The sequence below is a fragment of the Leptospira perolatii genome, from assembly GCF_002811875.1.
Lineage (GTDB): Bacteria > Spirochaetota > Leptospiria > Leptospirales > Leptospiraceae > Leptospira_B > Leptospira_B perolatii.
Map to the genome: position 1 here is coordinate 94,940 of NZ_NPDZ01000007.1, position 22,238 is coordinate 117,177.

23 protein-coding genes are annotated in these 22,238 nt (G+C 40.1%); all 23 read left to right on the forward strand.

The window, feature by feature from the left end:
* Nucleotides 1-129 precede the first annotated feature (129 nt).
* The 23 genes from CH373_RS12165 (at nt 130) to CH373_RS12275 (ending at nt 22,224) form a co-directional block, all read left to right on the forward strand.
* Nucleotides 130-462 (forward strand): MarR family EPS-associated transcriptional regulator, encoded by a 333-nt coding sequence (locus CH373_RS12165; protein ID WP_100713264.1) that lies wholly within the window; start codon nt 130-132, stop codon nt 460-462.
* Nucleotides 463-704: 242 nt separating this feature from the next.
* Nucleotides 705-1,661: a GDP-L-fucose synthase family protein gene (locus CH373_RS12170; RefSeq protein ID WP_100713263.1), complete on the forward strand. Its 957-nt coding sequence runs from the start codon at nt 705-707 to the stop codon at nt 1,659-1,661.
* Between the two features lie 6 nt (nt 1,662-1,667).
* The gene (locus tag CH373_RS12175) at nt 1,668-2,528 is read left to right on the forward strand and encodes an ABC transporter permease (protein WP_100713262.1); all 861 of its coding nucleotides are present in this window, start codon (nt 1,668-1,670) and stop codon (nt 2,526-2,528) included.
* A 5-nt stretch (nt 2,529-2,533) separates the two neighbouring features.
* Nucleotides 2,534-3,829: an ABC transporter ATP-binding protein gene (locus CH373_RS12180; RefSeq protein ID WP_100713261.1), complete on the forward strand. Its 1,296-nt coding sequence runs from the start codon at nt 2,534-2,536 to the stop codon at nt 3,827-3,829.
* 44 nt (nt 3,830-3,873) lie between these two features.
* Nucleotides 3,874-4,746, forward strand: coding sequence for a hypothetical protein (locus CH373_RS12185; RefSeq protein WP_100713260.1), 873 nt, complete (start codon nt 3,874-3,876; stop codon nt 4,744-4,746).
* 30 nt (nt 4,747-4,776) lie between these two features.
* On the forward strand, nt 4,777-5,781 hold the full coding sequence (locus CH373_RS12190) for an NAD-dependent 4,6-dehydratase LegB (protein ID WP_100713259.1): 1,005 nt from the start codon (nt 4,777-4,779) through the stop codon (nt 5,779-5,781).
* The gene (locus CH373_RS12195; protein WP_100713258.1) at nt 5,781-6,962 is read left to right on the forward strand and encodes a LegC family aminotransferase; all 1,182 of its coding nucleotides are present in this window, start codon (nt 5,781-5,783) and stop codon (nt 6,960-6,962) included. The genes CH373_RS12190 and CH373_RS12195 overlap by 1 nt, the downstream gene beginning before the upstream one ends.
* A gap of 159 nt (nt 6,963-7,121) precedes the next feature.
* Nucleotides 7,122-8,123 (forward strand): N-acetylneuraminate synthase, encoded by a 1,002-nt coding sequence (neuB, locus tag CH373_RS12200; RefSeq protein ID WP_100713257.1) that lies wholly within the window; start codon nt 7,122-7,124, stop codon nt 8,121-8,123.
* Nucleotides 8,124-8,153: 30 nt separating this feature from the next.
* The gene (locus tag CH373_RS12205; RefSeq protein WP_165778824.1) at nt 8,154-8,960 is read left to right on the forward strand and encodes a GNAT family N-acetyltransferase; all 807 of its coding nucleotides are present in this window, start codon (nt 8,154-8,156) and stop codon (nt 8,958-8,960) included.
* Nucleotides 8,960-10,111: a UDP-N-acetylglucosamine 2-epimerase gene (gene neuC, locus CH373_RS12210; protein WP_100713255.1), complete on the forward strand. Its 1,152-nt coding sequence runs from the start codon at nt 8,960-8,962 to the stop codon at nt 10,109-10,111. Before CH373_RS12205 ends, neuC begins: the two co-directional genes overlap by 1 nt.
* Nucleotides 10,112-10,146: 35 nt before the next feature.
* Complete coding sequence (locus CH373_RS12215) at nt 10,147-10,836, forward strand: PIG-L deacetylase family protein (RefSeq protein WP_207761452.1); 690 nt, start codon at nt 10,147-10,149, stop codon at nt 10,834-10,836.
* Between the two features lie 30 nt (nt 10,837-10,866).
* Nucleotides 10,867-11,913: a nucleotidyltransferase family protein gene (locus CH373_RS12220; protein ID WP_100713254.1), complete on the forward strand. Its 1,047-nt coding sequence runs from the start codon at nt 10,867-10,869 to the stop codon at nt 11,911-11,913.
* A gap of 62 nt (nt 11,914-11,975) precedes the next feature.
* On the forward strand, nt 11,976-12,923 hold the full coding sequence (locus tag CH373_RS12225; RefSeq protein ID WP_100713253.1) for a Gfo/Idh/MocA family protein: 948 nt from the start codon (nt 11,976-11,978) through the stop codon (nt 12,921-12,923).
* Nucleotides 12,905-13,612 carry an acylneuraminate cytidylyltransferase family protein gene (locus CH373_RS12230; RefSeq protein ID WP_100713252.1) on the forward strand — a complete coding sequence of 236 codons (708 nt, stop codon included), beginning with the start codon at nt 12,905-12,907 and terminating at the stop codon, nt 13,610-13,612. The genes CH373_RS12225 and CH373_RS12230 overlap by 19 nt, the downstream gene beginning before the upstream one ends.
* Nucleotides 13,613-14,440 carry an SDR family oxidoreductase gene (locus tag CH373_RS12235; protein WP_100713251.1) on the forward strand — a complete coding sequence of 276 codons (828 nt, stop codon included), beginning with the start codon at nt 13,613-13,615 and terminating at the stop codon, nt 14,438-14,440. It abuts the gene before it with no gap.
* Nucleotides 14,441-14,558: 118 nt separating this feature from the next.
* A complete protein-coding gene (locus tag CH373_RS12240; RefSeq protein WP_100713250.1) occupies nt 14,559-15,416 on the forward strand; it encodes a class I SAM-dependent methyltransferase in 858 nt (285 codons plus the stop codon).
* Between the two features lie 126 nt (nt 15,417-15,542).
* Nucleotides 15,543-16,091: a D-glycero-alpha-D-manno-heptose-1,7-bisphosphate 7-phosphatase gene (locus CH373_RS12245; protein WP_100713249.1), complete on the forward strand. Its 549-nt coding sequence runs from the start codon at nt 15,543-15,545 to the stop codon at nt 16,089-16,091.
* Nucleotides 16,092-16,111: 20 nt separating this feature from the next.
* The gene (locus CH373_RS12250) at nt 16,112-16,831 is read left to right on the forward strand and encodes a sugar phosphate nucleotidyltransferase (protein WP_100713248.1); all 720 of its coding nucleotides are present in this window, start codon (nt 16,112-16,114) and stop codon (nt 16,829-16,831) included.
* A complete protein-coding gene (locus CH373_RS12255; RefSeq protein ID WP_100713247.1) occupies nt 16,828-18,216 on the forward strand; it encodes a GHMP family kinase ATP-binding protein in 1,389 nt (462 codons plus the stop codon). The genes CH373_RS12250 and CH373_RS12255 overlap by 4 nt, the downstream gene beginning before the upstream one ends.
* Entirely contained in the window at nt 18,213-20,105 is a 1,893-nt protein-coding gene (locus CH373_RS12260; RefSeq protein WP_100713246.1) for an N-acetylneuraminate synthase family protein, read from the forward strand. Before CH373_RS12255 ends, CH373_RS12260 begins: the two co-directional genes overlap by 4 nt.
* A complete protein-coding gene (locus CH373_RS12265; protein WP_100713245.1) occupies nt 20,102-20,683 on the forward strand; it encodes a D-sedoheptulose-7-phosphate isomerase in 582 nt (193 codons plus the stop codon). The genes CH373_RS12260 and CH373_RS12265 overlap by 4 nt, the downstream gene beginning before the upstream one ends.
* A gap of 3 nt (nt 20,684-20,686) precedes the next feature.
* Nucleotides 20,687-21,538 (forward strand): sugar phosphate isomerase/epimerase family protein, encoded by an 852-nt coding sequence (locus CH373_RS12270; protein ID WP_207761451.1) that lies wholly within the window; start codon nt 20,687-20,689, stop codon nt 21,536-21,538.
* The gene (locus tag CH373_RS12275; protein WP_100713244.1) at nt 21,535-22,224 is read left to right on the forward strand and encodes an acylneuraminate cytidylyltransferase family protein; all 690 of its coding nucleotides are present in this window, start codon (nt 21,535-21,537) and stop codon (nt 22,222-22,224) included. Before CH373_RS12270 ends, CH373_RS12275 begins: the two co-directional genes overlap by 4 nt.
* Nucleotides 22,225-22,238 lie beyond the last annotated feature (14 nt).

A 22,238-nucleotide genomic window follows, 5' to 3' on the forward strand; every position in this document is an offset into this window, starting at 1 on the left:
TAGAATTTCTAAAATTGTTAAATAGCTATAAGCTTAGTGCCCACGTTTGGGCGTGAGAAGAAAAGGAAATTTATTGACTTGCGCTTGGAATTTGCGTAGATCATTTAGATTTTTTTAAAGTTTGTTGCAATGACAGAAGAGCTCAGACATAGAATCCTTAAATTAATTGAGGAAAATCCAGGGTTTAACCAGAGAGACTTGGCAAATGCTCTCGGGATAAGCTTGGGAAAGACTAATTATTGTTTAAAGGCTCTATTGGAAAAAGGATGGATCAAAGTTAAGAACTTTAAGAATAGCAACAAAAAACTTGCATATGCATATCTTCTTACACCTCACGGCATAGAGGAAAAGCTCAGGCTAACAGTAATATATTATAAAATTAAAAAACAAGAATACGAAGAGCTAAAATCGGAACTTGAGAAGCTTGGAATTAAGGACGAGGGGATTGCGGACGGAGCTTGACCTTTTTGAGCCAGGTCGATCGTTGTTCAAAACACTTTAATTTAACTCAAGGACGAACCTAATTTAGTTCATCGTATCTCCAGTCACATTCCAAGAATCGGCACAAACATTATCGAGAGCTAAGAATTTATTGAGGCCAAAAAACCATGGCGCTAGGGAATTTCGCGCGATCGATCTTGTTAATTGAACTTATCGTTTTTGAGTAGGAAATCAACTTCAGGAATTTAGGAAGTTATAATAGAATGGAAAAGGATTCTAAAATCTATATTGCAGGTCATAACGGTTTGGTGGGCTCTGCGCTGGTTAGAGTTCTGAAGGAAGAAGGTTATTCTCGGATTCTCGGAAAATCTCACCAAGAACTAGATCTACAGGATCAGGGAGCTGTTTTTAGCTTATTCGAGAAGGAGCGCCCTGAGTATGTTTTCTTGGCTGCAGCAAAAGTAGGAGGAATTCACGCGAATAATACCTATCCTGCTGAATTTATCTATTCCAACCTTCAAATACAGAACAATATCATCGATGCCTGTCATCGCACTGGAGTAAAAAAGCTACTCTTCTTGGGTTCCTCCTGTATTTATCCGAAGTTTGCAGAGCAGCCGATGCGAGAGGACCAACTGCTGGCAGGTAAACTTGAGCCAACAAATGAACCTTACTCCATAGCAAAAATTGCCGGCATTATCATGTGCCAAAGTTATAATAGACAATACGGAACGAATTATATTTCTGTAATGCCCACGAACCTTTACGGCCCGGGCGATAACTATCATCCTGAAAATTCTCACGTTCTACCAGGATTGTTGAGAAGGCTCCACGAGGCAAAAGTCCGAAATTTACCCTCTGTAGAAGTTTGGGGATCGGGAAATCCTAAGCGCGAATTTCTGTTTTGCGATGATTTGGCAAAGGCATGTATTTTTCTAATGCGAAGCTATGACGTATTCGGAGATCCTACTGGAGGTGATATCGTCAATATAGGATCTGGTGAAGAAGTTTCAATTCGGGAACTGGCGCTCTTAATTAAGCAAACAGTTGGTTATTCGGGCGACCTTACTTTTGACACAACTAAACCGGAGGGAACTCCGCGGAAGCTTCTGGATGTAACCAAACTCCATTCGCTGGGATGGAAGCATTCTATATCTCTGGAAGACGGATTAAAGATTACGTACGATGCTTTCTTGAAAATTAACGGTAAATCATTTTAATAATCCATGGGCGAATCAAAAAGTTTAGATCATTACGAAATTCTAATTACTCCGGAAAACAAATGGTATGATATCAATCTTTCGGAGATTTTCGGATATCGATACCTAATCTGGCTCTTTGTTAAAAGGGATTTTGTAACCTTCTACAAGCAGACAATCCTTGGTCCGGTTTGGTATTTGTTGCAGCCGGTTTTTACGACCGGAGTTTTTACAATCGTGTTCGGAGCGATCGCCAGGGTTCCAACGGACGGAATCAATCCCATCCTATTCTATTTTTCCGGATCCGTAATCTGGGGTTACTTTTCTGAGACTCTATTAAAGAATTCGAATACGTTCACGCAAAATGCTGCGCTATTTGGAAAAGTTTATTTTCCTAGGCTTGTAGTCGCAATTTCCACCACCTTGATTTTTTATGTAAGGCTTTTCCTCCAGTTTGGACTGCTTGCTATCATTTTCCTTGTATTTTTTTTACGAGGAGAAGCAGTTCAACCAAAGTTAATCAATTTTCTTCTGCTCCCTTTGATCTTGCTGCAATTAGGACTATTTTCCCTCGGAGCAGGCATTTTGATTTCCTCCTTTACGACCAAATACAAGGATCTTGCTTTCGTTTTGGGATTTGGAATTCAGCTATTCATGTACGCTTCTCCAATTGTATATCCGGCCTCTATCGTTCCGAAGAATTATCTGGACCTATATCTTCTTAATCCAATTGCAAGTATTGTGGAGCAATTTCGCTTCGTCCTCTTCAACACAAGTATATTAGAAGCCTATCATTTCGCTTATAGCTGGCTTGCCACATTGCTGATACTGCTGCTCGGCTTGATTGCATTTCACAAAGTTGAAAAGAATTTCATGGATACAATTTAGGAATTATGAGCAATATTAAGATCGATGGCCTTGGTAAGGTATATAGACTAGGAACCATCAATTACGGTTCTTTAGCTCACGACCTGCAATCCTATTGGGCGAAAATTCGAGGTAAAGAAGATCCTAATGCGAAAGTCTTTGATCATAAAAGACTTTCTGGTTCTCTATTCAAGGCTCTAGACGATGTTTCTTTCGAGATCAAGCGGGGAGAAAGAATAGGAATTATTGGAAGCAATGGAGCGGGAAAGTCAACCTTACTAAAAATTCTTAGTCGCGTAACAGGTCCGACTTCGGGCAAGATTCGGATCAAGGGTAAAGTCGCAAGCTTGCTGGAAGTTGGAACAGGATTTCATCCGGAGCTAACAGGTCGGGAGAATATTTTTCTAAATGGTGCCATTCTCGGCATGGGGAAATCCGAAATTACTAGAAAATTTGACGAGATTGTGGATTTTTCAGGTGTATCCGATTTCATCGATACTCCGGTAAAGCGTTATTCGAGCGGGATGTATGTAAGGCTTGCCTTTGCGGTAGCAGCACACTTGGAACCGGACATTATGATCGTGGACGAAGTCCTTGCCGTCGGTGATGCAGCGTTTCAGAAAAAGTGTTTAGGGAAGATGCAAGAAGTAGGTTCGGGTGGTGAGCGCATCGTTATATTCGTAAGTCATAATATGGATGCGATTCGACAATTGTGCACCAGAGGAATCGTACTAAGCGAAGGTAGACTAGTCTATGATGGAGAAACAAGGGGTGCTGTAGATGTCTATCTGGATAAGCTAAAGGAGCAATTGAATGTCTCTTCTTCTTTGGCGAAAGAGGTCCATTTTGAATCTGATCTTCGTTATCCTAATCAGATTACTAAGTTTTCAATCTTAGGCGGCTCAGAGGGAAATCGATTTGATATTAACGACTTCATTGAATTTGAAATCGAATACCGGGTGAATGGAAGAATCTCGAATCTTATTGCGGATCTAAGGATTTTTCGTGATGCGGATTGTATTCTCTTGAGTTGCGTTGGGGACGAAGATTCATCCCTGCGAGAAGAGCATAAGCCAGGAAAATATATCGCGAAAGTCCGAATTCCTAAGAAGTTTTTGCCTGCCGGAAATTATATAGCGAAATCTAGGTTGCATGTTCCACCTATTCATCCGGAGGGAATCTATGAACCCCCAACAGGATTGATGTTTTCTGTTCATGTTGACGGACTTATTTTGAAGAATCAATCTTATCTTCCGGCGTGGTCCGGAAAGGTTCTAACGCATGAGCCTTGGCAGGTTTCTTATGAGCCTAGTGCAAAGTAAGGTTATTCTCTGTTTTTATAAAAGAAAAATTAGGAAAATATAATATGATATCTTTGTTAAAGAGGGGATTTAGAAGACTTTTCCCCGTCCCGTCACCTTACCAGGAAAAAACTTCTCCTGCTACCAAAATTTCTTTAGTAAATTTCTATAACGATATCCGGGCGAAGGCAAAAAACGGGCAACTTCCTCCACTGAATAATTCTGGTTTTCGTATCTTCTCTCAATTTGAGGAAGACGGGCTGTTGTTATTCTTAATAGCTGCTCTCGAAGTAGAGAATAAGACTTTCATCGATATAGGAAGCGCTGATGGTATAAGTAGTAATTGTGCTAATCTAGCTTTCAACTTTGGTTGGCATGGCCTTTTTGTGGACGGCAGTGAAAAAGCTATCGAAGCCGGTAGAAGGTTTTACGAGAAGCACCCTGATACTACTCATTACCCGCCCGTTTTTGTATGTGATTTCGTTAAAAGAGAGAACATTAACAAAATTATTTCTGGCGCGGGATTTCATGGTCCTATCGGAGTAATGAGTATCGACATCGACGGAAACGACTACTGGGTATGGGATGCGATTGAGACTGTCGAGCCGGCAATCGTAATCATAGAAACGCATATAGAATTTGGTATGAAAGACCGAGTCGTTTCATATGATCCGAATTACTATTATCCAAATCCTAAGCACCCGGAGTATTTTGGGGCTTCCGCTGTCTCGATGAATAAATTGGCAAAGAAAAAAGGATACAGACTAGTGGGAGCAAATCACTACGGCTTCAATTTACTTTTTGTAAAATCGAATCTATTTCCTGATCGATTACCTGAGATTGATGTCGCTCAGATCCTGAATCATCCTCGAAATAGAGAAAGATTAAAATTAATTGATCCAATTGATACTTGGGAATTTGAATCCCCTATTAAATAATAACACAATTGCTAAAGAATTGCTCTCCAAATGAAAAATAAAAAAATTCTTGTGACCGGAGCCGACGGCTTCATCGGCTCGCATTTAACCGAAGCGCTTGTCAGGCGAGGCTATTCTGTTCGCGCATTCGTATATTATAATTCGTTTAATTCTTGGGGATGGCTGGATCGATGCGCCGAGGATGTCAAGGGGCAATTCGAAGTTTTTGCGGGCGATATTCGAGATCCGAATGGAGTTCGAACAGCCTTGAAGGGATGCGATTCGGTTATGCATCTCGCTGCTCTAATCGCAATTCCTTACTCTTACCATTCCCCTGATGCATATGTAGATACGAATATAAAAGGTACTTTGAATGTTGTGCAAGCATCTCGCGATTTGGAAATTTCAAAGGTAATTCAAACCTCGACTAGTGAGGTTTATGGAACAGCAAGATTTGTTCCAATTACTGAAGATCATCCACTTCAGGGGCAGTCACCTTATTCAGCGACCAAGATTGGTGCGGATCAAATCGCGATGTCCTTTTATACTTCATTTTCAACACCGGTTTCTATTGTGCGACCTTTCAATACATACGGGCCGCGACAATCTGCAAGAGCGGTCATTCCAACAATTATTACGCAGATAGCGAAAGGGAATCGCAAGATAAAACTCGGCGCTGTTCATCCTACGCGAGATTTTAACTTTGTATCCGACACTGTTTCAGGATTCATTGCAGCCTTGGAATCGGATAAATCAATCGGTGAAGTTATCAATATAGGAAGCAATTTTGAAATCTCTGTTGGAGATACAGTGCAGGCTATAGCTGAGTTGATGTCTGCCGAAGTAGTGATACTTTCGGATGACCAAAGGTTCCGACCAGATAAAAGTGAGGTCGAACGATTGTGGGCTTCGAATGAGAAAGCGCTTAAGCTTTTGAATTGGATTCCCGCTTTTGGTGGAAGGGAAGGATTCCGCAAGGGACTTTCGGAGACGATTGCTTGGTTTTCCGATGAGGAAAATCTTAAGCATTATAAATCAGATATTTATAATATATAATGTCAAAAAACGATTCTGTAACTGACCGGAGCCTAGATCTAATCATATCTGCGATTCGATCTGTCGTGGGTGATGGAAATATACCGCTTCATGAGCCCGTATTTCAGGGAAACGAATGGAAATATTTAAAGGAATGTTTGGATTCTACATTTGTATCATCTGTAGGTAAGTTCGTCGATCGATTCGAGAACGAGATAGCATCTTATACCGGAGCAAAGCATGCAGTCGCCGTAGTAAATGGTACAGCCGCACTTCATATTGCTCTAAAGTTAGCAGGCGTGCAAGCTGGGGATGAAGTGATCCTTCCGGCTTTGACTTTTGTCGCAACTGCCAATGCAGTTTCTTACTGCGACGCTACTCCGCATTTTGTGGATTCTGAACAAAAACATCTCGGAATTGATCCGGTAAAATTAAGAGAGCATTTGAAATTTAATACGGAGATCAAAGGAGGATTCTGCATTCATAAAAAAACTGAGAGAAGAATCCGGGCATTAGTGGCAATGCATACTTTTGGCCATCCGGTTCAGATCGAGGAACTACAATCTCTCTGTAGGGACTTTCATCTGGAATTCATTGAAGATGCGGCGGAGTCTTTAGGCAGTTTTTATTTCGGACAACATACTGGGACATTTGGGCTCTTTGGCACACTAAGTTTTAATGGCAATAAGACGATTACTACGGGAGGCGGTGGAGTAATATTAACCAATGATGCGGAACTTGCGAAGCGAGCGAAACATATTACGACCACAGCGAAGATTCCCCATCCATGGAGCTATGAGCACGACGAGATCGGTTACAATTATCGAATGCCAAACTTGAATGCAGCCCTTGGTTGCGCTCAACTGGAGTCATTGCCGGATCTACTTTTAGCAAAAAGAACTCTTTTTGAAAAATATTCTAATGCCTTTAGCGAAGTGAAAGATATTCTTATTTTTCCCGAGCCAGAGGGATGTAAAAGTAACTACTGGCTTCAAGCATTGTTGCTTTCAAAGGGAAATGTAGAGTTCCGGGATTCCTTATTAGAAAAAACAAATAAATCTGGAATTATGACAAGACCCGTATGGACCCTTCTTCATAAATCGAAGCCATTTATTCATTGTCCTAAGGCGGATTTAGAATTCGCCGAGTGGTTAGAGGACCGACTGATTAATATTCCGAGTAGCTCCAATCTGTGCAAGTGATGTCTTATTTATCCATAAGAAAATCATGATAACTGCATATATTAACAGAATGTTGAACGTTTCGCAAAAAAATTTACCTAAACGTTCTTGGGGAAAAAATTGCAGTTTTAGAATTATTATTATCAGACATTTTTCTTCAGCCACCGTGAGTATCAGTAAATGAAAACTTTGATTATTGCAGAAGCAGGGGTGAACCACAATGGGAATATCGCCATGGCGCATCAATTAATTGATGTAGCGGCAGATGCAGGTGCGGACGTGGTTAAATTTCAAACTTTCGAGGCAAAAAGCCTCGTTACGAAATTTGCCGCAAAGGCGGAATACCAGAGTAGAACTACGGACGCGAATGAAAGTCAGTATGAAATGCTAAAGCGTTTGGAGTTATCCAAGGAGAACCACCGGGAGCTTATAGATCATTGTGTTAAACGAGGTATTATTTTTTTGTCTACCGCCTTCGATTTGGAAAGTTTAAGATTTTTGAATCAACTGAATTTAGGAATGTTTAAAATTCCATCGGGTGAAATTACGAACTTGCCTTATTTGGAGGAAGTCGGAAGCTATAGGAAGCCGATTATTTTGTCCACCGGGATGTCCTGGCTTAAGGAAATTGAAGAAGCAATTTTTATACTAGAACAGTCAGGTACACCCAGAAATCGTATTACAGTTTTGCATTGTAATTCGGAATATCCGACGCAAATGGAAGACGTTAATTTAAGAGCTATGTTAACGATTCGTAATGCTTTTGACGTTGCAGTTGGTTATTCCGATCATACTCCCGGAATTGAAGTGTCCATAGCGGCGGTAGCGCTGGGGGCTTCTGTGATCGAAAAGCATTTTACATTGGATTCTAATCTTCCGGGCCCGGATCACAAAGCTAGTCTAGAGCCGGAAGAACTTTTTAGAATGGTTTCGGCGATCAGAAATATAGAAGTTTCTCTCGGAGATGGTATAAAAAGACCGACGAGAAGTGAGAGCAAGAATATTGCTATAGCCAGAAAATCCGTGGTAGCGGCGAAATCGATACGTTCTGGAGAAATTTTTACCAAAGATAATCTAACTACGAAGAGGCCAGGATATGGAATTTCTCCGATGCATATAAAAGATGTTTTGGGGAAAAAGGCCAGTCGTGATTTTTCCGAAGACGAGATGATTGAAATCTAAATAGTCCGGATTCGCAAAGTTTAAATTTCAGTGGAATATCTTGATATTACATCCAAGAAAGATCTGGTCGTTTACCAAAACGAAATATTGCAATTATTTGAAGTGTCATATGGTAAACCTCTGGATCTTTCGATTTGGCAATGGGCCTATAGCGAGAATTTTTTTGGAGACCCGATTGTCTGCTTGGCGATAGAAAAATCACTGATTGTTGGACATTACGCTGTGATTCCTTTCCGTCTTCGGAACAATTCAGGAAAGTTATTAAATAGTTATCTTTCGATGACTACAATGGTAGCTCCTTCCCACCAGGGCAAAGGGTTGTTCACTATCTTGGCCAAAAGGGTATATGAGAACGGTGCTAAACTATATCCCGACTTCATGGTATTCGGATTTCCTAATGATAATTCTGTTCACGGATTCAAGAAGCATTTGGGGTGGCGCTTACAAGAAAGCAAGATTGCAGTTGCAAACAAACAAACTTTGCTGCAATCAGTTCCTTTTTTAAAAATTTATAATGATAGTTCAAGATTTTATCCTGATCTCTCAAATCCAGAAGGATTGAGCTGGAGAATGTCGAAGCCCGGGAGTGAATGGGTTGCATTTGGTGGAGCGTACCTTAAGAAATTCGAAAGCCATTACGATCTAATGTATTACGGGTCACCTAAGGACCTGGAGAATATTCCTGACGAAATATCTTTCAATGCACTGATTGATTCTCAGGTCTTGGCGGAAGCAGAATTTTCCGAGACCAAGCCTTATCGATTCGGTTATTATTGCAGCGATAATCATAGTTTTCCTGAGTTTAAACTTTGTATGTCCATGTCGGACGTTTTTTGATGAGAATACTCGCCTTTACCTCAATTCGCTCTGAATACGATTTAATGAGCCCGCTGTATTCATTATTGAAAAATGATCCGGAGATTGATTTTCGATTGGTAGTAGCAGGTGCTCACCTTTCTCCAAAGTTTGATTACAGTGTAAATTTGATTCGGCAGGATGGGTTTCCCATTCTCATCGAAATTGAAAGTCTTATTGATAGCGATACTGAATCTGCTCGATTAAAAAGTGCAGCAAATTTGCTGTTAGGTGCGATCGACCCAATTCGTATGTTTTCTCCTGATTTACTGCTTTTTGCTGGCGATAGAGAGGAGGTTTTAGTTGGTGCGATGGTAGGGGCATACTTATCAATTCCTTCCATCCATTTTTACGGTGGGGATCACGCAGAAGACGGTCATGTCGATAATCCAGTCAGACATGCGACTACAAAATTAGCAACTTATCATTTCGTAAGTCATCAAACGCATGCGGATAGGATTTTGCGGATGGGCGAACCTGAATGGAGGGTAAAGCTGATCGGAAGCATAGCTTTAGATAAATTTAAAGTGGATCCACCCAAATCTGAAGATAATAAGATCAATCGTTTTAAGAATCTCGAAGGTAAGAAGGCAATCGTAATATATCATCCGATCAAGGAAGAGATTGCGAATTCTGGTCAAATCGTTCGAGACATGATTGAGGCTCTGCTTGAAAGAGATTACATATGCTTGGTCGGAGCTCCAAATACTGATCCGGGAAATGCCCAGATTAAGAAGGAAATCGATAAATTAGAAAGAGAGAACGAGCGGGTGATTTCGTATAAAAACCTTTCGAGATCTGAATTTGTTTCGTTGTTTAAGTCCGCGTCTCTCATCATAGGCAATTCTTCTGCAGGTTTACTAGAAGCTGCGAGCGTACCCATCCCGGCAGTGAATGTCGGACATCGCCAGAAGGGTAGACTTTGTCCTGAAAACGTGATTTTTGTCGATGCCAGCACTGAATCGATTCGTACTGGAATTAAGCAGACAGAAGCACCAGAATTTGCTTCTAAGATTGCTTCGATGAAAAACCCGTTCGGAGACGGTGGTTCTGCAAAAAGAGCATACGACCTGATTAAGTCACTGGATTTTAGATTTGCTTTACCAAAGCCTGAAGATCCACTGAAAATATAACAGAGTATTATATTTTTATATTTTAAAAAATTAAAATGCAACACCAAGCAGTTTCCAAAATACGCAGATCTTTAGTAATAGCCCCACATCCCGATGACGAGTTATTGGGGGCTGGAGGGACGTTGCTTCGAAGAAAGGAAGAGGGTGTGGAAATCGGGTGGCTAATTGTCACAGGGATTTCCGAGGAGTTAGGTTGGAATTCTGAGAGGGTGCAAGCAAGAAGTGAAGAGATAAAATTAGTAGAGAAGGAGTTGGGGTTTGATCGAGTATTCAATTTACGCTATCCAACAACTCGGCTTGATCAAATTTCGATGAGTGAGCTCATCGGGGAATTCTCGAAAGTTTTTAAGGAGTTCGAGCCCAATGAGATATTCTTGCCGCATCGCGGAGACGTCCACTCAGATCATAGAGTTGTTTTTGAAGTTGGTTCCGCGTGTGCAAAATGGTTTCGGTATCCTTCAATTCAAAGGGTTTTAGCTTATGAAACTCTTTCTGAAACAGAGTTTGGACTGAATCACGAATCAAGATTTCTCCCAAACTATTTTATAAATATTGAAAGCTATTTAGAAAAAAAAATAGAGCTCCTTTCCGTCTACAAGTCGGAAATGGGTCAGTTTCCTTTTCCTCGAAGTATAGAGAATGTTCGAGCGTTAGCGACCTTCCGCGGTGGGAGTGCAGGCTTTGCCGCAGCTGAAGCTTTTGAGCTTCTTATGGAAAGAAGCTAGTTTTTAAGAATTTTCCGGAATATATTATATATGATTTCTAATGAACGCTGGAGTAAGTGCCTCCTCAGAGAGAGCGCAACTATTCAAGATGCGATAGGAAATTTGGATAAGTCCACTTTACAAATCGTACTCGTAGTTTCCGAGGATTTCAAATTGGTGGGAACGATAACCGACGGCGATATTCGTCGCGGATTGCTTCGTGGACTAGAGCTTAGGAGTTCAATCGATTCAATTATTCATAAGAACTCCATTGTAGCACCAACCAGTATGGAAAGGGAAATCGTAAAAGAGTTAATGAGGGCGAATCGTATCCATCAATTGCCAATTGTGGATGATATGAGGAGAGTAGTGGGGCTCTATTTATGGGACGAGATCACTGCACCCGTACAGCGAAACAGTAATTTCATAATAATGGCCGGAGGCAAGGGAACTCGCTTATTACCTCATACAGAAAATTGTCCGAAGCCCCTTTTACCTGTTGCGGGAAAGCCAATGTTAGAACATGTTATTACGCGAGCCAAGCTAGAAGGCTTTCATCATTTTCTAATCGCGGTTCACTATTTGGGTCATATGATTGAAGAATATTTTGGAGATGGTGAAAAATGGGGAGTCAAGATAGAATATATTCGTGAGCAAAGCCCTCTTGGAACTGCTGGTGCCCTTGGTATAATTCGAGAATCTCCGACTGAGTCATTCATCGTAACGAATGGAGATGTAATGACGGATATTCATTATGGAGAGTTAATAGACTTTCATAACAGACATTTGGCGCAGGCGACTATGGCAGTGCGCTTGCATGAGTGGCAAAATCCTTTTGGAGTAGTTCACAGTAAGGGTGTTGACATCGTCGGATTTGAAGAGAAGCCGATTTATAAGAGTCACGTCAACGCGGGAATCTATGTTTTGGAGCCGAGCTGCTTGGAACATCTCGAGCCTGGAAATTATTGCGATATGCCAACGTTGTTCTCTAAGCTGCAGAAAGCCGGAGGCAGAACGATAGTTTACCCGATGCATGAACCTTGGTTGGATGTCGGAAGACCGGATGATTACGAGAAGGCGAATCGCCTTTTAACTTAATTTTTTAAGCATAACGAAGATTTACTCAAAACATTTCTTTTTCTTTTATTAGTTTTTGTTAAATGTTTAATATATTAGGGCAGGAAAAAAATATCAAGGCTTTAGTCATCGGTGCGGGATCGATTGGTCTTAGGCACGCTAGACTGCTTTCGGAAATGAATGCAGAGGTAAGATTTGTTTCGAACCGATCGGATCTAGCTCAGGAAAAATATCAAGATCTTGAGACCGCTCTCCAAGAATGGGATCCCGGATTGGTCGTAATTTCTAACGAAACTTCCAAACATCTTACCACACTTGTTCAGCTTTTTTCTTTAGGATACCGTAAGCTTACTTTGGTCGAAAAACCATTGTTTTCCTCAATTCCAAACTTGCAATCACTGGATACCGGGAAGGTCTTTGTTGGTTACAATTTGAGATTCCATCCGCTGATTCAGAAACTGAAGGAGATCCTTACTTCGGATGTTAATATTTTTAATGTCACGATATATGCTGGTCAGTATCTGCCTGAGTGGAGGCCGGGAACTGATTACACAAAGTCTTATTCGGCTCAAAAAAAGGAAGGCGGTGGAGTTTTAAGAGATTTAAGTCACGAACTCGATTTCATCCAATTTTTATTTGGGAAATGGCAAAAGTTAGTTTCTTTAGGCGGGCAGATTAGTGCCTTGAATATCGAAACAGAAGACTTATTCACAATCATAATAGCGAGTCAAAGAAGTCCTATTATATCAACTACGCTGAGTTATCTAGATAAAATATATAGAAGAGAGATCCTCGTAAATACCGATCAAGGTACAATCTATGTAGACTTGATCAACGGAGTAATAAACATAAATAATAATGTTTCTCGCATGAACATCGATAGGGATTTTACTTATAAAAAACAATATGAAAGTTTGTTTGAATTGAATCACTCTAATCTCTGTACTTTTGAAGAAGGTTTGGATGTGGTTGCTATGATAGAAAGTATTGAGGAGTCTTCTCGGGATCAAAGATGGGTAATTCGAAATTAAGACTTTGTTCCATTTGTGCGCGTGGTGGATCAAAGGGAATCAAAAACAAGAATATTCGAGTTATTAATAATTTACCTTTAATAGCTTATTCAATTTTGCAGGCTCAGGAAGCTGGAATATTTGATTACATTGCAGTTAGCAGTGATTCTCAAGAAATACTAAATGTAGCAAGTCAATACGGTGTAAAATTTCTTATAGAAAGGCCATTGGAATTTGCGTTAGACACTTCCGCGAAAATTCCTGCAATTAGGCACTGTGTTGAGTCAGTTGAGAATATGACGAAAAAGAAGTTTGATACTTTGGTTGATCTGGATGCAACTTCGCCTTTAAGATTGAGTTCAGATATAGTCGCAGCTGTTTCTATGATGGAAGATAAAAATTGTTCAAATGTGATCACCGGTTGCGTCGCGAGGCGATCGCCGTATTTTAATCTAGTCGAAATGAATGAAAATGGTTTTGTAAAATTGTCTAAGCCTTTGGAAAAACCGATCGTTCGCAGACAAGATTCTCCGAGATGTTTCGATATGAATGCATCTATTTACGCCTGGAAGAGGGACGTTTTTCTGAAAGAGCCCAAAGTTTTTTATGATGATACCATAATTTACGAGATGCCTGACGAAAGATCAATAGACATTGATAGCGAGCTTGATTTTCAAATAGTTGAATTCTTGCTGAAAAAGAGGGCGTAAGTGACTGGTCAGGATTATTCTAACGTTTTTAGTTTAAAAGGAAAAGTTGCAATAATAACTGGAGGAGCCGGATTGCTTGGACAAGAATTCTGCAATGGTTTGGCTTCTTTCGGCGCTTCGGTTGCAATTGTGGATCTGAATCTAGAGAAGGCGACTGAGATTTCTCGCAATATAAAAGAAAAATTTAAAATAGAGTCATTGCCAGTAGAGTGTGACGTCACTTCCAAATCTTCGGTTGCTTCAATGGTTCGAAGAGTCGTGGACCATTTCGGAAAAGTAGACATCTTACATAATAATGCTGCTGGTAAAACTGATAACTTAGATGAGTTTTTCGCTTCGTTTGAAGATTATTCTCTCGACCAGTGGAGAAAAATTATGGCTGTGAATGTAGACGGAATGTTCTTGGTCGCGCAGGAAGTAGGAAAGCAGATGATTTCACAAGGTTCGGGTGGAAGTGTGATACAGACTGCATCCATCTACGGGGTCAGTGCTCCAGATAATCGAATTTATGAAGGATCGTATTACTTAGGAAGAAAGATCAATACTCCTGCAGTCTATTCAGCTTCGAAAGCAGCCGTGATTGGATTGACAAAGTATTTGTCTACCTATTGGGCAGATCATAAGATTCGCGTAAATACTTTGACTCCAGGTGGCACCGAAAGTGGGCAGAATGAAGAGTTTGTTCGTAGATATTCCAATAGAGTACCACTAAATCGGATGGCTGTTCCGAGTGATATGGTCGGTGCTCTCATATATTTGGCATCTGACGCATCATCTTATTTAACTGGTCAGAATATAATTGTGGATGGGGGTCTTACTGTTTGGTAGTCGGATGTCCTTCCTCATTACGTTTGACCACACGGTAAATATTTAGTTCCTAAACTTATCGTAGAAAGATAAGTTCATCGAAGAAAGAGCGCTCAAATAAAATCATTAAGTTAGAAAAATGGAATGTTACCTTTGTAAGACTAGCGACTTCGTAAAAAGACCCGGATCAGTTCGCGGCAACAAAGATCTTGAAGTCCTAGAGTGTAAAAATTGCGGTCTTGTTGCCCTGAGTTCAGTTTACCACATCTCCGAATCACATTACGAAGATTCAGGGATGCACGAGAATGCGGAACTGCAGAGTATCGAGTCCTGGCTAAGGATTACCGAAGCAGACGATGTGCGAAGATACAACTCGCTGAAAGAAAACATTATAGAAAAATCCGTTTTGGATTTTGGCGCAGGGGCTTGCGGCTTTTTGGCAAGAGCTTCCGAGTTGGCTAAGAAGGTATCCGGAGTAGAGCCAGAGAAAAGAGTAAGAGAATATTGGAATGGGAAGATTGAGTTATTTGCAAGTATTTCAGAATTGGAAGATCGGAAATTTGACTTAATCACTGCTTTTCACGTTGTAGAACATTTAATAGATCCAGCGGATATCTTAAGTAAATTATCGAACTGTTTAAACGATGGTGGAAGGATCGTAATTGAAGTTCCTAACTCAGAAGATGCGCTTCTGACATTGTTTGAAAATGTTCCTTTTCAAAATTTTACATATTGGAGTCAGCATTTATATTTATTTAATGCTACAACATTGAACCTTCTGGCGAAAAAGGCAAAATTGAAAGTAACTGCGATTCAACAATACCAGCGATATCCTTTATCGAATCATTTGCATTGGTTGAGTAAAGGCAAACCGGGAGGTCATGTAAAGTGGTCTTTCCTGGATACACCGTCGCTTGAACAGGCCTATTCATCTGTTTTGGCATCTCTTGGTAAGTGTGACACAATTATTGCTTACTTGGAAAAATCAGAAGGGTAAATTTTGAACCCTTTAGAATTGAATAATATTTAGAAATTTGAATATTCCCGAAATACATTTCAAGCTGTTCAAAGGGGCAGATAATCCTTCCTTTTCATACTTTGGTCTTTATCGATCACGACCTAAATGACTTCAGTTCATAAAAAAGCTCTCTTTCTGGATCGAGATGGCGTAATAAACATAGATAAGAATTATGTTTATAAGCAGGAAGAGATTGAGTTTGTGGATGGGATATTCGATCTATGCAGAGCTGCCGCACAAAAGGGATATTTTATATTTGTTATTACGAATCAAGCAGGCATCGGAAGAGGCTATTATACTGAAAGAGATTTCCTGATTTTAAGTAAATGGATGAAAGGAATATTTCAAAATCAAGGGTGCTCGATTGAAAAATTTCTATACTGCCCGTATCATCCCATCGATGGAATAGGAAAATACAAAGTAGATTCTTATTATCGTAAACCAAATCCTGGCATGCTGCTCAGGGTTAGAGATAGGTATGGCGTAGATTTGGAAAAGTCGATTCTAGTAGGGGACAAAATGACTGACATTGAAGCTGGGGCCAGTTGCGGAGTGAATTTAAATCTGTTATTAAGCGATCATAATATAAATATAATATATCCTAATGCAAAATCGATTCGCAGCCTAAGCGAAGTAATAGGATATCTTGATTAGGAGAACCGCTGTCGTTAACAATGGAATCCGAAACGAAACATATTCTTATTTTGGCAGGAGGCTTTGGAACTCGATTAAGATCTGTAGTCTCCGATGTTCCAAAGCCTTTAGCTCCTGTCGGTGGTCGTCCTTTTTTGGAATATTGTTTAGAAAGTTGGAAGCGCCAAGGCTTTACGGATTTTACCTTCCTTTTGCACCACCAGTCTGCGAAGATAATTAAATTTTTATGTGAACGTCAAGAAGACCTATTAAAAGGATGTAATGTGAATTGGACTGTTGAGGAGGAACCTTTAGGTACGGGAGGCGCGGTAGCGTTTGCAATCAGGCAGCATAATATAGAAAATAGTTTTATTGTGGCAAACGCGGACACTTGGCTTGGCGGCGGAGCTAGTGAGTTGAGTCAGCAGCTTGAACCTTGTATGTCAGTGGTTGAAGTTGATAATACCGATAGATACGGAGAAGTCATACTTCAAAATGGGAAAGTAGTTCGGATTACTGAAAAGCAACAGAAAGGGCAACCCGGATGGATCAATGCTGGAATGTATAAACTTTCTCCTGAACATTTTGCAAATTGGAACGGAGAGCCTTTTTCAATGGAGACAAATCTATTTCCTGAATTGATAAAATCAGGAAAATTGAATGGTTTTCCATTGAATGTGGATTTCATCGACATAGGAATCCCTCAAGATTATGAAAGATTTATCCTCTGGACCAGATCCGAGAGAAAGTTTAAGTTATGAATTTAGATCCATTTATAATTTCTGAAAATTCCTCGCTGAGAGATGCACTTTTAAAAATCGAATCGAATCATCACGGAATTATACTCCTTGCTAATGAATCTAATTCGATCGTTGGTTTAGCTACTGATGGAGATATACGCAGGGAGCTACTAAAAGGTTCAAATCTTGACTCTCCAATTCTGCATTGCGCAAATCGTAATTTTGTGTGGGCTAATGCTGAAACGCCGAGGGAGAATTTATTAAAACAACTGGATAGCAAGATAAGGGTAATACCTTTATTGGATGCGGATCGAAAATTGATCTCCGTTGTTAGTAGGGACGAGATTCCTATTCAGCAAGAAGTAAGAGTTTATGCTAGAGCTAGAGCGCCGGTTCGAATTAGTTTTGGCGGCGGCGGATCTGATTTGACGCATTATTTTACGGATTACCGTGGCGCTGTAATTAATACCACAATATCATTATATAGTCATGCAACTTTGAAAATTCGTGATGATTGGCGAATTATTATTAAGTCTGCTGATCTGAAGGAAACGATTGAATTTCAAGATTTCGATTCATTTAAATCCTACCAGGGAAAGTTTCGCTTAATTCAAGCATTGATTAAAATAATAAAACCTGATTTCGGTTTTGAGCTTTATTTACATTCGGATTTTCCGATGAACTCCGGCCTAGGAGGATCAGCCGTTATTTCTGCAGCTGTTATAGGTTGTTTTAATCAATTTCGACAAGATAAATGGGACCAGCATGAGATTGCTGAGCTTGCATTCCAAGCAGAACGATTGCAACTAAGTATATCCGGAGGATGGCAAGATCAATATGCTACAGTATTCGGTGGTTTCAATTTTATGGAATTTGAGATGGAGCAAAATATTGTTCATCCATTAAGAATCGCGCATGATACCTTGATCGAATTAGAAGAAAGCCTAATCCTATGTGATACAGCGACAACGCACGATTCTGGCGATGTTCACGATGATCAAAAGAAGCAGATGGCAACCGATGAAATCAAGAAGCAAGTGCAAGCGAATGTTGAGCTTACTTATCAGATGCGCAATGACTTACTGCGCGGTCGATTGCTTCAGTTTGGACAGTCTTTACATAAAGCTTGGGAGATTAAGAGAAAGCTTGGAAGTAAGATAAGTAATAGCGCTTTAGATTCCATTTATGATGGCGCTCGGAAAAATGGTGCCATCGGAGGAAAACTTTTAGGAGCAGGAGGAGGTGGCTTTTTTCTATTCTACGTAACTCCAGATTCTCGCTATGAGTTACTCGATTGGCTTCAAGCAAACTCACTAAATTATAAGCCTTTTCTTTTCGATCAACATGGACTTCAGGCATGGACAGTTCGGGAAACTAGGAATTTTAAGGATTCATCGCTTTTATGATTAAAATTAGAGATTTCGAGATAGGGAATTCGAAAACTTTCGTCATTGCTGAAATTGGGAATAATCATAACGGTGATCCCAAAAAAGCATATCAGTTAGTTGATCGAGCAATTGAAATCGGTGCGGATTGCGTCAAGTTTCAGATGCGGCACCTAACCAAGATTTATCGAAAAAGAAGTTTGAGTAAGTCTGGCGAAGATCTAGGAACCGAATACATATTAGATTTATTGAATAAGTTCGAATTGCCGGTTGAAGAGCATCGGAAAATTTCCGAATATTGCAAAAAGAAAGGAATTCTTTATTTGTGCACTCCTTGGGATGATGAAAGTATCAAAGTCCTTGAATCTTTTGATGTGCCTGGATATAAAGTAGCCTCAGCTGATCTTACCAATCTACCTTTAATAGACCAACTTGCAAAGACAAAGAAACCACTGATACTTTCCACTGGGATGAGCCGCACTGACGAAATTAAGGTAACGGTCGATTTCCTGAATAAGCGTAACGTAGACTTTGTATTGTTACATTGCAATAGCACCTATCCAGCACCACTCCATGACATTAATTTAAAGTGGATAGAAAATCTTAAGAAAATTCATCCGCTTGTCGGGTATTCGGGCCACGAGAGAGGAATCGCAGTTACAATCGGAGCGGTCGCATTAGGAGCCTGTGTAGTAGAAAGACATTTGACACTCGATCGTCAGATGGAGGGCCCAGATCACGCGGCTAGCTTAGAGCCCAAGGAGTTCGAAAAATTAATCGAAGGTATTAGAGAAATTGAACAAGCTTTGGGAAGTTCAAATTTTGAGAGGAATCTAAGCCAAGGCGAAATGATCAACCGAGAGAATCTTGCGAAAAGCTTAGTTGCTGCCACTGAACTCAAAAAAGGCAAAGTAGTCGAGGCAAAGGATATCAAAGTTTTAAGTCCGGGTCAGGGGCTTTCTCCGCAAAAGTATGAAATCCTGATCGGAAGAACTTTAAACAGAGATTTAGCAGAAGAAGATTTTTTTTACGAAACAGATCTTCAAGACACTCGAGTTGAGCCAAGAAAATATCATTTCAAATTACGTTGGGGCGTTCCTGTAAGATATCACGATTTCAAAGATTATAATGAAAGAATAACCCCGGACCTTTTTGAATTCCATTTATCATACTCAGATATGGATTTGGATCCGGCAAATTATCTTAGCGGGGAGTATTCCTGCGATTACGTTGTTCACGCACCTGAGCTATTTGCGGGAAGTCATCTGATGGATCTTGCTTCACCAGATGATAACTATCGCAAAATCTCGTTAAAAGAAACTCAGAGAGTAATCGATATTACGCGGAATTTGAATAAGTATTTCCCGAATACGAAAAAGCCACTCATTGTTGCAAACATCGGTGGATTTACCATGGACTCACCTTTGCCGAAAGAAGTAATACCGTCCTATTACGAAAGGATTGCAGAGAGTTTAAAAGAATTGGATATGAATGGAGTGGAAATAATTCCACAAACTATGGCTCCTTTTCCTTGGCACTTTGGTGGTCAGAGATACCAAAACTTATTTGTTCGGATCGATGAAATTGAAGAATGGTGCACTAAATTAAATTTGCGAATGTGTTACGATGTATCGCATAGCATGCTGACGTGTAATTATTTCGGATTCGATTTCTATGAATTTTCAAGCAGAATAGCTCCGTACTCTGCTCATTTGCATTTAGGAGATGCGAAAGGCCTCAATGGCGAGGGACTTCAGGTAGGGGAGGGAGAAATCAATTTTGTTAAGTTAGGAGAAATCTTGCTGAAGGGTTGCCCAAAAGCATCTTTTATTCCTGAAATTTGGCAAGGCCATAAAAATGGCGGTGAAGGATTTTGGATTTCTCTAGAAAGACTGGAAGGCTTACTATGAATACGCATCAAGAAATTGTAAATACGATTCAGGCTTCCATCGATGTTAAGAAAGCAATATTGAGCGAAACTCAAATATTGGAACAAATAGAAACGCTCGCCAACAGTTGCATCCTGTCTCTCAAGAAGGGTGGAAAAGTTATCTTCGCTGGTAATGGCGGAAGTTTTGCGGACTCTCAACATCTTTCCGCCGAATTAGTTTCTCGACTTCAATTTGATAGAGGTCCGCTTGCTTCGATTGCTTTGGGGACAAATAGTTCCTCAATGAGTGCAATCGCTAACGATTATGGCTATGATAAAGTATTCGCCAGGGAATTAGATTCGATTGCAAACGCTCAGGATGTTTTTATCCCAATTAGTACTAGTGGGAATAGCCCCAATATAATTGCCGCTATAGGAGTAGGCCTTACTAAAGGACTCAATGTGATCGGTTTTACGGGTCAATCCGGTGGGAAAATGGCCGATTTGTGCACCTGCATCAAAGTTCCTTCGAATCGAACGGAGCGGATTCAAGAATCTCACATTATGATTGGGCATATTGTTTGTGCGTTAGTCGAAACCGGATATTTTAAACAATAATTTATGAGTTATAAACAAAAAGGGCAAAATCCGTTCGGTGTAATGCAAGGAAGGCTTTTACCGAAATACCAAGGAAGATTTCAAGCCCATCCTATCGGTTATTGGCAAGAAGAGTTTTATAAAGCAGCAGGTTACGACCTCGATTGCATCGAATTTATTTTGGATTATAATGATTTCGAAATCAATCCTCTGATGAGCAGTGCAGGATTGGATACTATTCTCGAATTAATAAACGAAACAGGTGTTTCCGTATACACAGTCTGTGCGGATTATTTTATGGAAGCACCCCTTCACCATGCTGATGAAGCAGTTTCGAGGCATAGTCAGAAAATCCTAAAGGATCTGCTGAACCGTGGGAAGATTCTCGGGTTAACAGATATTGTGATCCCTTGCGTTGACCAATCTAGTATTAAAGACAAAGAAGCCCAGGATAGATTTTATGAAAATCTAATGTCTTTAGTCAATTTAGCAGAACTGTGCAACATAAACTTATCTCTGGAAACAGATTTACCTCCGGAACCATTTGCAGAATTAGTGAATCGCTTCGATTCTAATTTCGTGACAGTCAATTACGATACTGGAAATAGTGCTTCATTGGGCTATGATCCAGAAGAAGAATTTAAATGTTACGGGAATAAGATTTCGGATATTCACCTTAAGGATCGTTTGTTGGGTGGAGGTTCAGTGATGTTTGGTACTGGGGCTACTGAATTTACAAAAATTTTTAATCTATTGGGAAAAATGAATTATTCCGGACCGTTTGTAATGCAATCATATCGCGATGACGAAGGCCTACAAGTTTTTGAAAGCCAATTGAACTGGATTAGAAATTTCTTTTTACGGGATCCAAAATGAGTACAGTTGCGATAATACTCGCTAGAGGCGGTTCGAAGGGAATCCCACGAAAGAACATTATCGATTTTTGCGGTAAGCCATTGTTAGCTTGGACTATCGAGCAATGCATAAATGCGAAGGGTATCGATTCCGTTTGGGTTAGCTCGGATAGCGAGGAGATACTTTCAATCGGCGAATCCTATGGCGCGAAAAGAATAGTTCGAGACTCAATATTAGCAAATGATGTGGCTACTTCCGAATCAGGATGGCTACACGCGATCGATTATATAGAGGCTAAAATTGGCAAGATTGAACTTGTCATAGCACCCCAAGTTACCTCTCCGGTGCGCAATTCTTCTGATATAGAAAATGGAATTGAGGCCTTCAAGAAGAATCAATACGACTCCTTGTTTTCCTGTAGTGTCGCTGAAGATATATATTTTTGGGAAAGAAAAGGTGGGGGAGAATTAGAGAGTATTAATTATGATTGGCGAAACAGGAAAAGGCGTCAGGATCATTCACCTCAATACATCGAAAATGGCTCGTTTTATATCTTTCTGCCAGAAATATTAAGAAAACATAATAATCGTTTTGGTGGAAAAATCGGCATGGTTGAAATGGAGTTCTGGAAGATGTTTGAAATTGACTCCATAGAATCTTTGAAGCTTTGTGAATCAATAATGAAATCCTTTATTTTAGTACAATAATTAATTGTGAAGTG

Coding starts and splice junctions, on each gene's coding strand:
- CH373_RS12165 (WP_100713264.1), top strand. CDS start 130: ATGACAGAAGAGCTCAGACATAGAATCCTTAAATTAATTGAGGAAAAT.
- CH373_RS12170 (WP_100713263.1), top strand. CDS start 705: ATGGAAAAGGATTCTAAAATCTATATTGCAGGTCATAACGGTTTGGTG.
- CH373_RS12175 (WP_100713262.1), top strand. CDS start 1,668: ATGGGCGAATCAAAAAGTTTAGATCATTACGAAATTCTAATTACTCCG.
- CH373_RS12180 (WP_100713261.1), top strand. CDS start 2,534: ATGAGCAATATTAAGATCGATGGCCTTGGTAAGGTATATAGACTAGGA.
- CH373_RS12185 (WP_100713260.1), top strand. CDS start 3,874: ATGATATCTTTGTTAAAGAGGGGATTTAGAAGACTTTTCCCCGTCCCG.
- CH373_RS12190 (WP_100713259.1), top strand. CDS start 4,777: ATGAAAAATAAAAAAATTCTTGTGACCGGAGCCGACGGCTTCATCGGC.
- CH373_RS12195 (WP_100713258.1), top strand. CDS start 5,781: ATGTCAAAAAACGATTCTGTAACTGACCGGAGCCTAGATCTAATCATA.
- neuB (WP_100713257.1), top strand. CDS start 7,122: ATGAAAACTTTGATTATTGCAGAAGCAGGGGTGAACCACAATGGGAAT.
- neuC (WP_100713255.1), top strand. CDS start 8,960: ATGAGAATACTCGCCTTTACCTCAATTCGCTCTGAATACGATTTAATG.
- CH373_RS12215 (WP_207761452.1), top strand. CDS start 10,147: ATGCAACACCAAGCAGTTTCCAAAATACGCAGATCTTTAGTAATAGCC.
- CH373_RS12220 (WP_100713254.1), top strand. CDS start 10,867: ATGATTTCTAATGAACGCTGGAGTAAGTGCCTCCTCAGAGAGAGCGCA.
- CH373_RS12225 (WP_100713253.1), top strand. CDS start 11,976: ATGTTTAATATATTAGGGCAGGAAAAAAATATCAAGGCTTTAGTCATC.
- CH373_RS12230 (WP_100713252.1), top strand. CDS start 12,905: ATGGGTAATTCGAAATTAAGACTTTGTTCCATTTGTGCGCGTGGTGGA.
- CH373_RS12240 (WP_100713250.1), top strand. CDS start 14,559: ATGGAATGTTACCTTTGTAAGACTAGCGACTTCGTAAAAAGACCCGGA.
- CH373_RS12245 (WP_100713249.1), top strand. CDS start 15,543: ATGACTTCAGTTCATAAAAAAGCTCTCTTTCTGGATCGAGATGGCGTA.
- CH373_RS12250 (WP_100713248.1), top strand. CDS start 16,112: ATGGAATCCGAAACGAAACATATTCTTATTTTGGCAGGAGGCTTTGGA.
- CH373_RS12255 (WP_100713247.1), top strand. CDS start 16,828: ATGAATTTAGATCCATTTATAATTTCTGAAAATTCCTCGCTGAGAGAT.
- CH373_RS12260 (WP_100713246.1), top strand. CDS start 18,213: ATGATTAAAATTAGAGATTTCGAGATAGGGAATTCGAAAACTTTCGTC.
- CH373_RS12265 (WP_100713245.1), top strand. CDS start 20,102: ATGAATACGCATCAAGAAATTGTAAATACGATTCAGGCTTCCATCGAT.
- CH373_RS12270 (WP_207761451.1), top strand. CDS start 20,687: ATGAGTTATAAACAAAAAGGGCAAAATCCGTTCGGTGTAATGCAAGGA.
- CH373_RS12275 (WP_100713244.1), top strand. CDS start 21,535: ATGAGTACAGTTGCGATAATACTCGCTAGAGGCGGTTCGAAGGGAATC.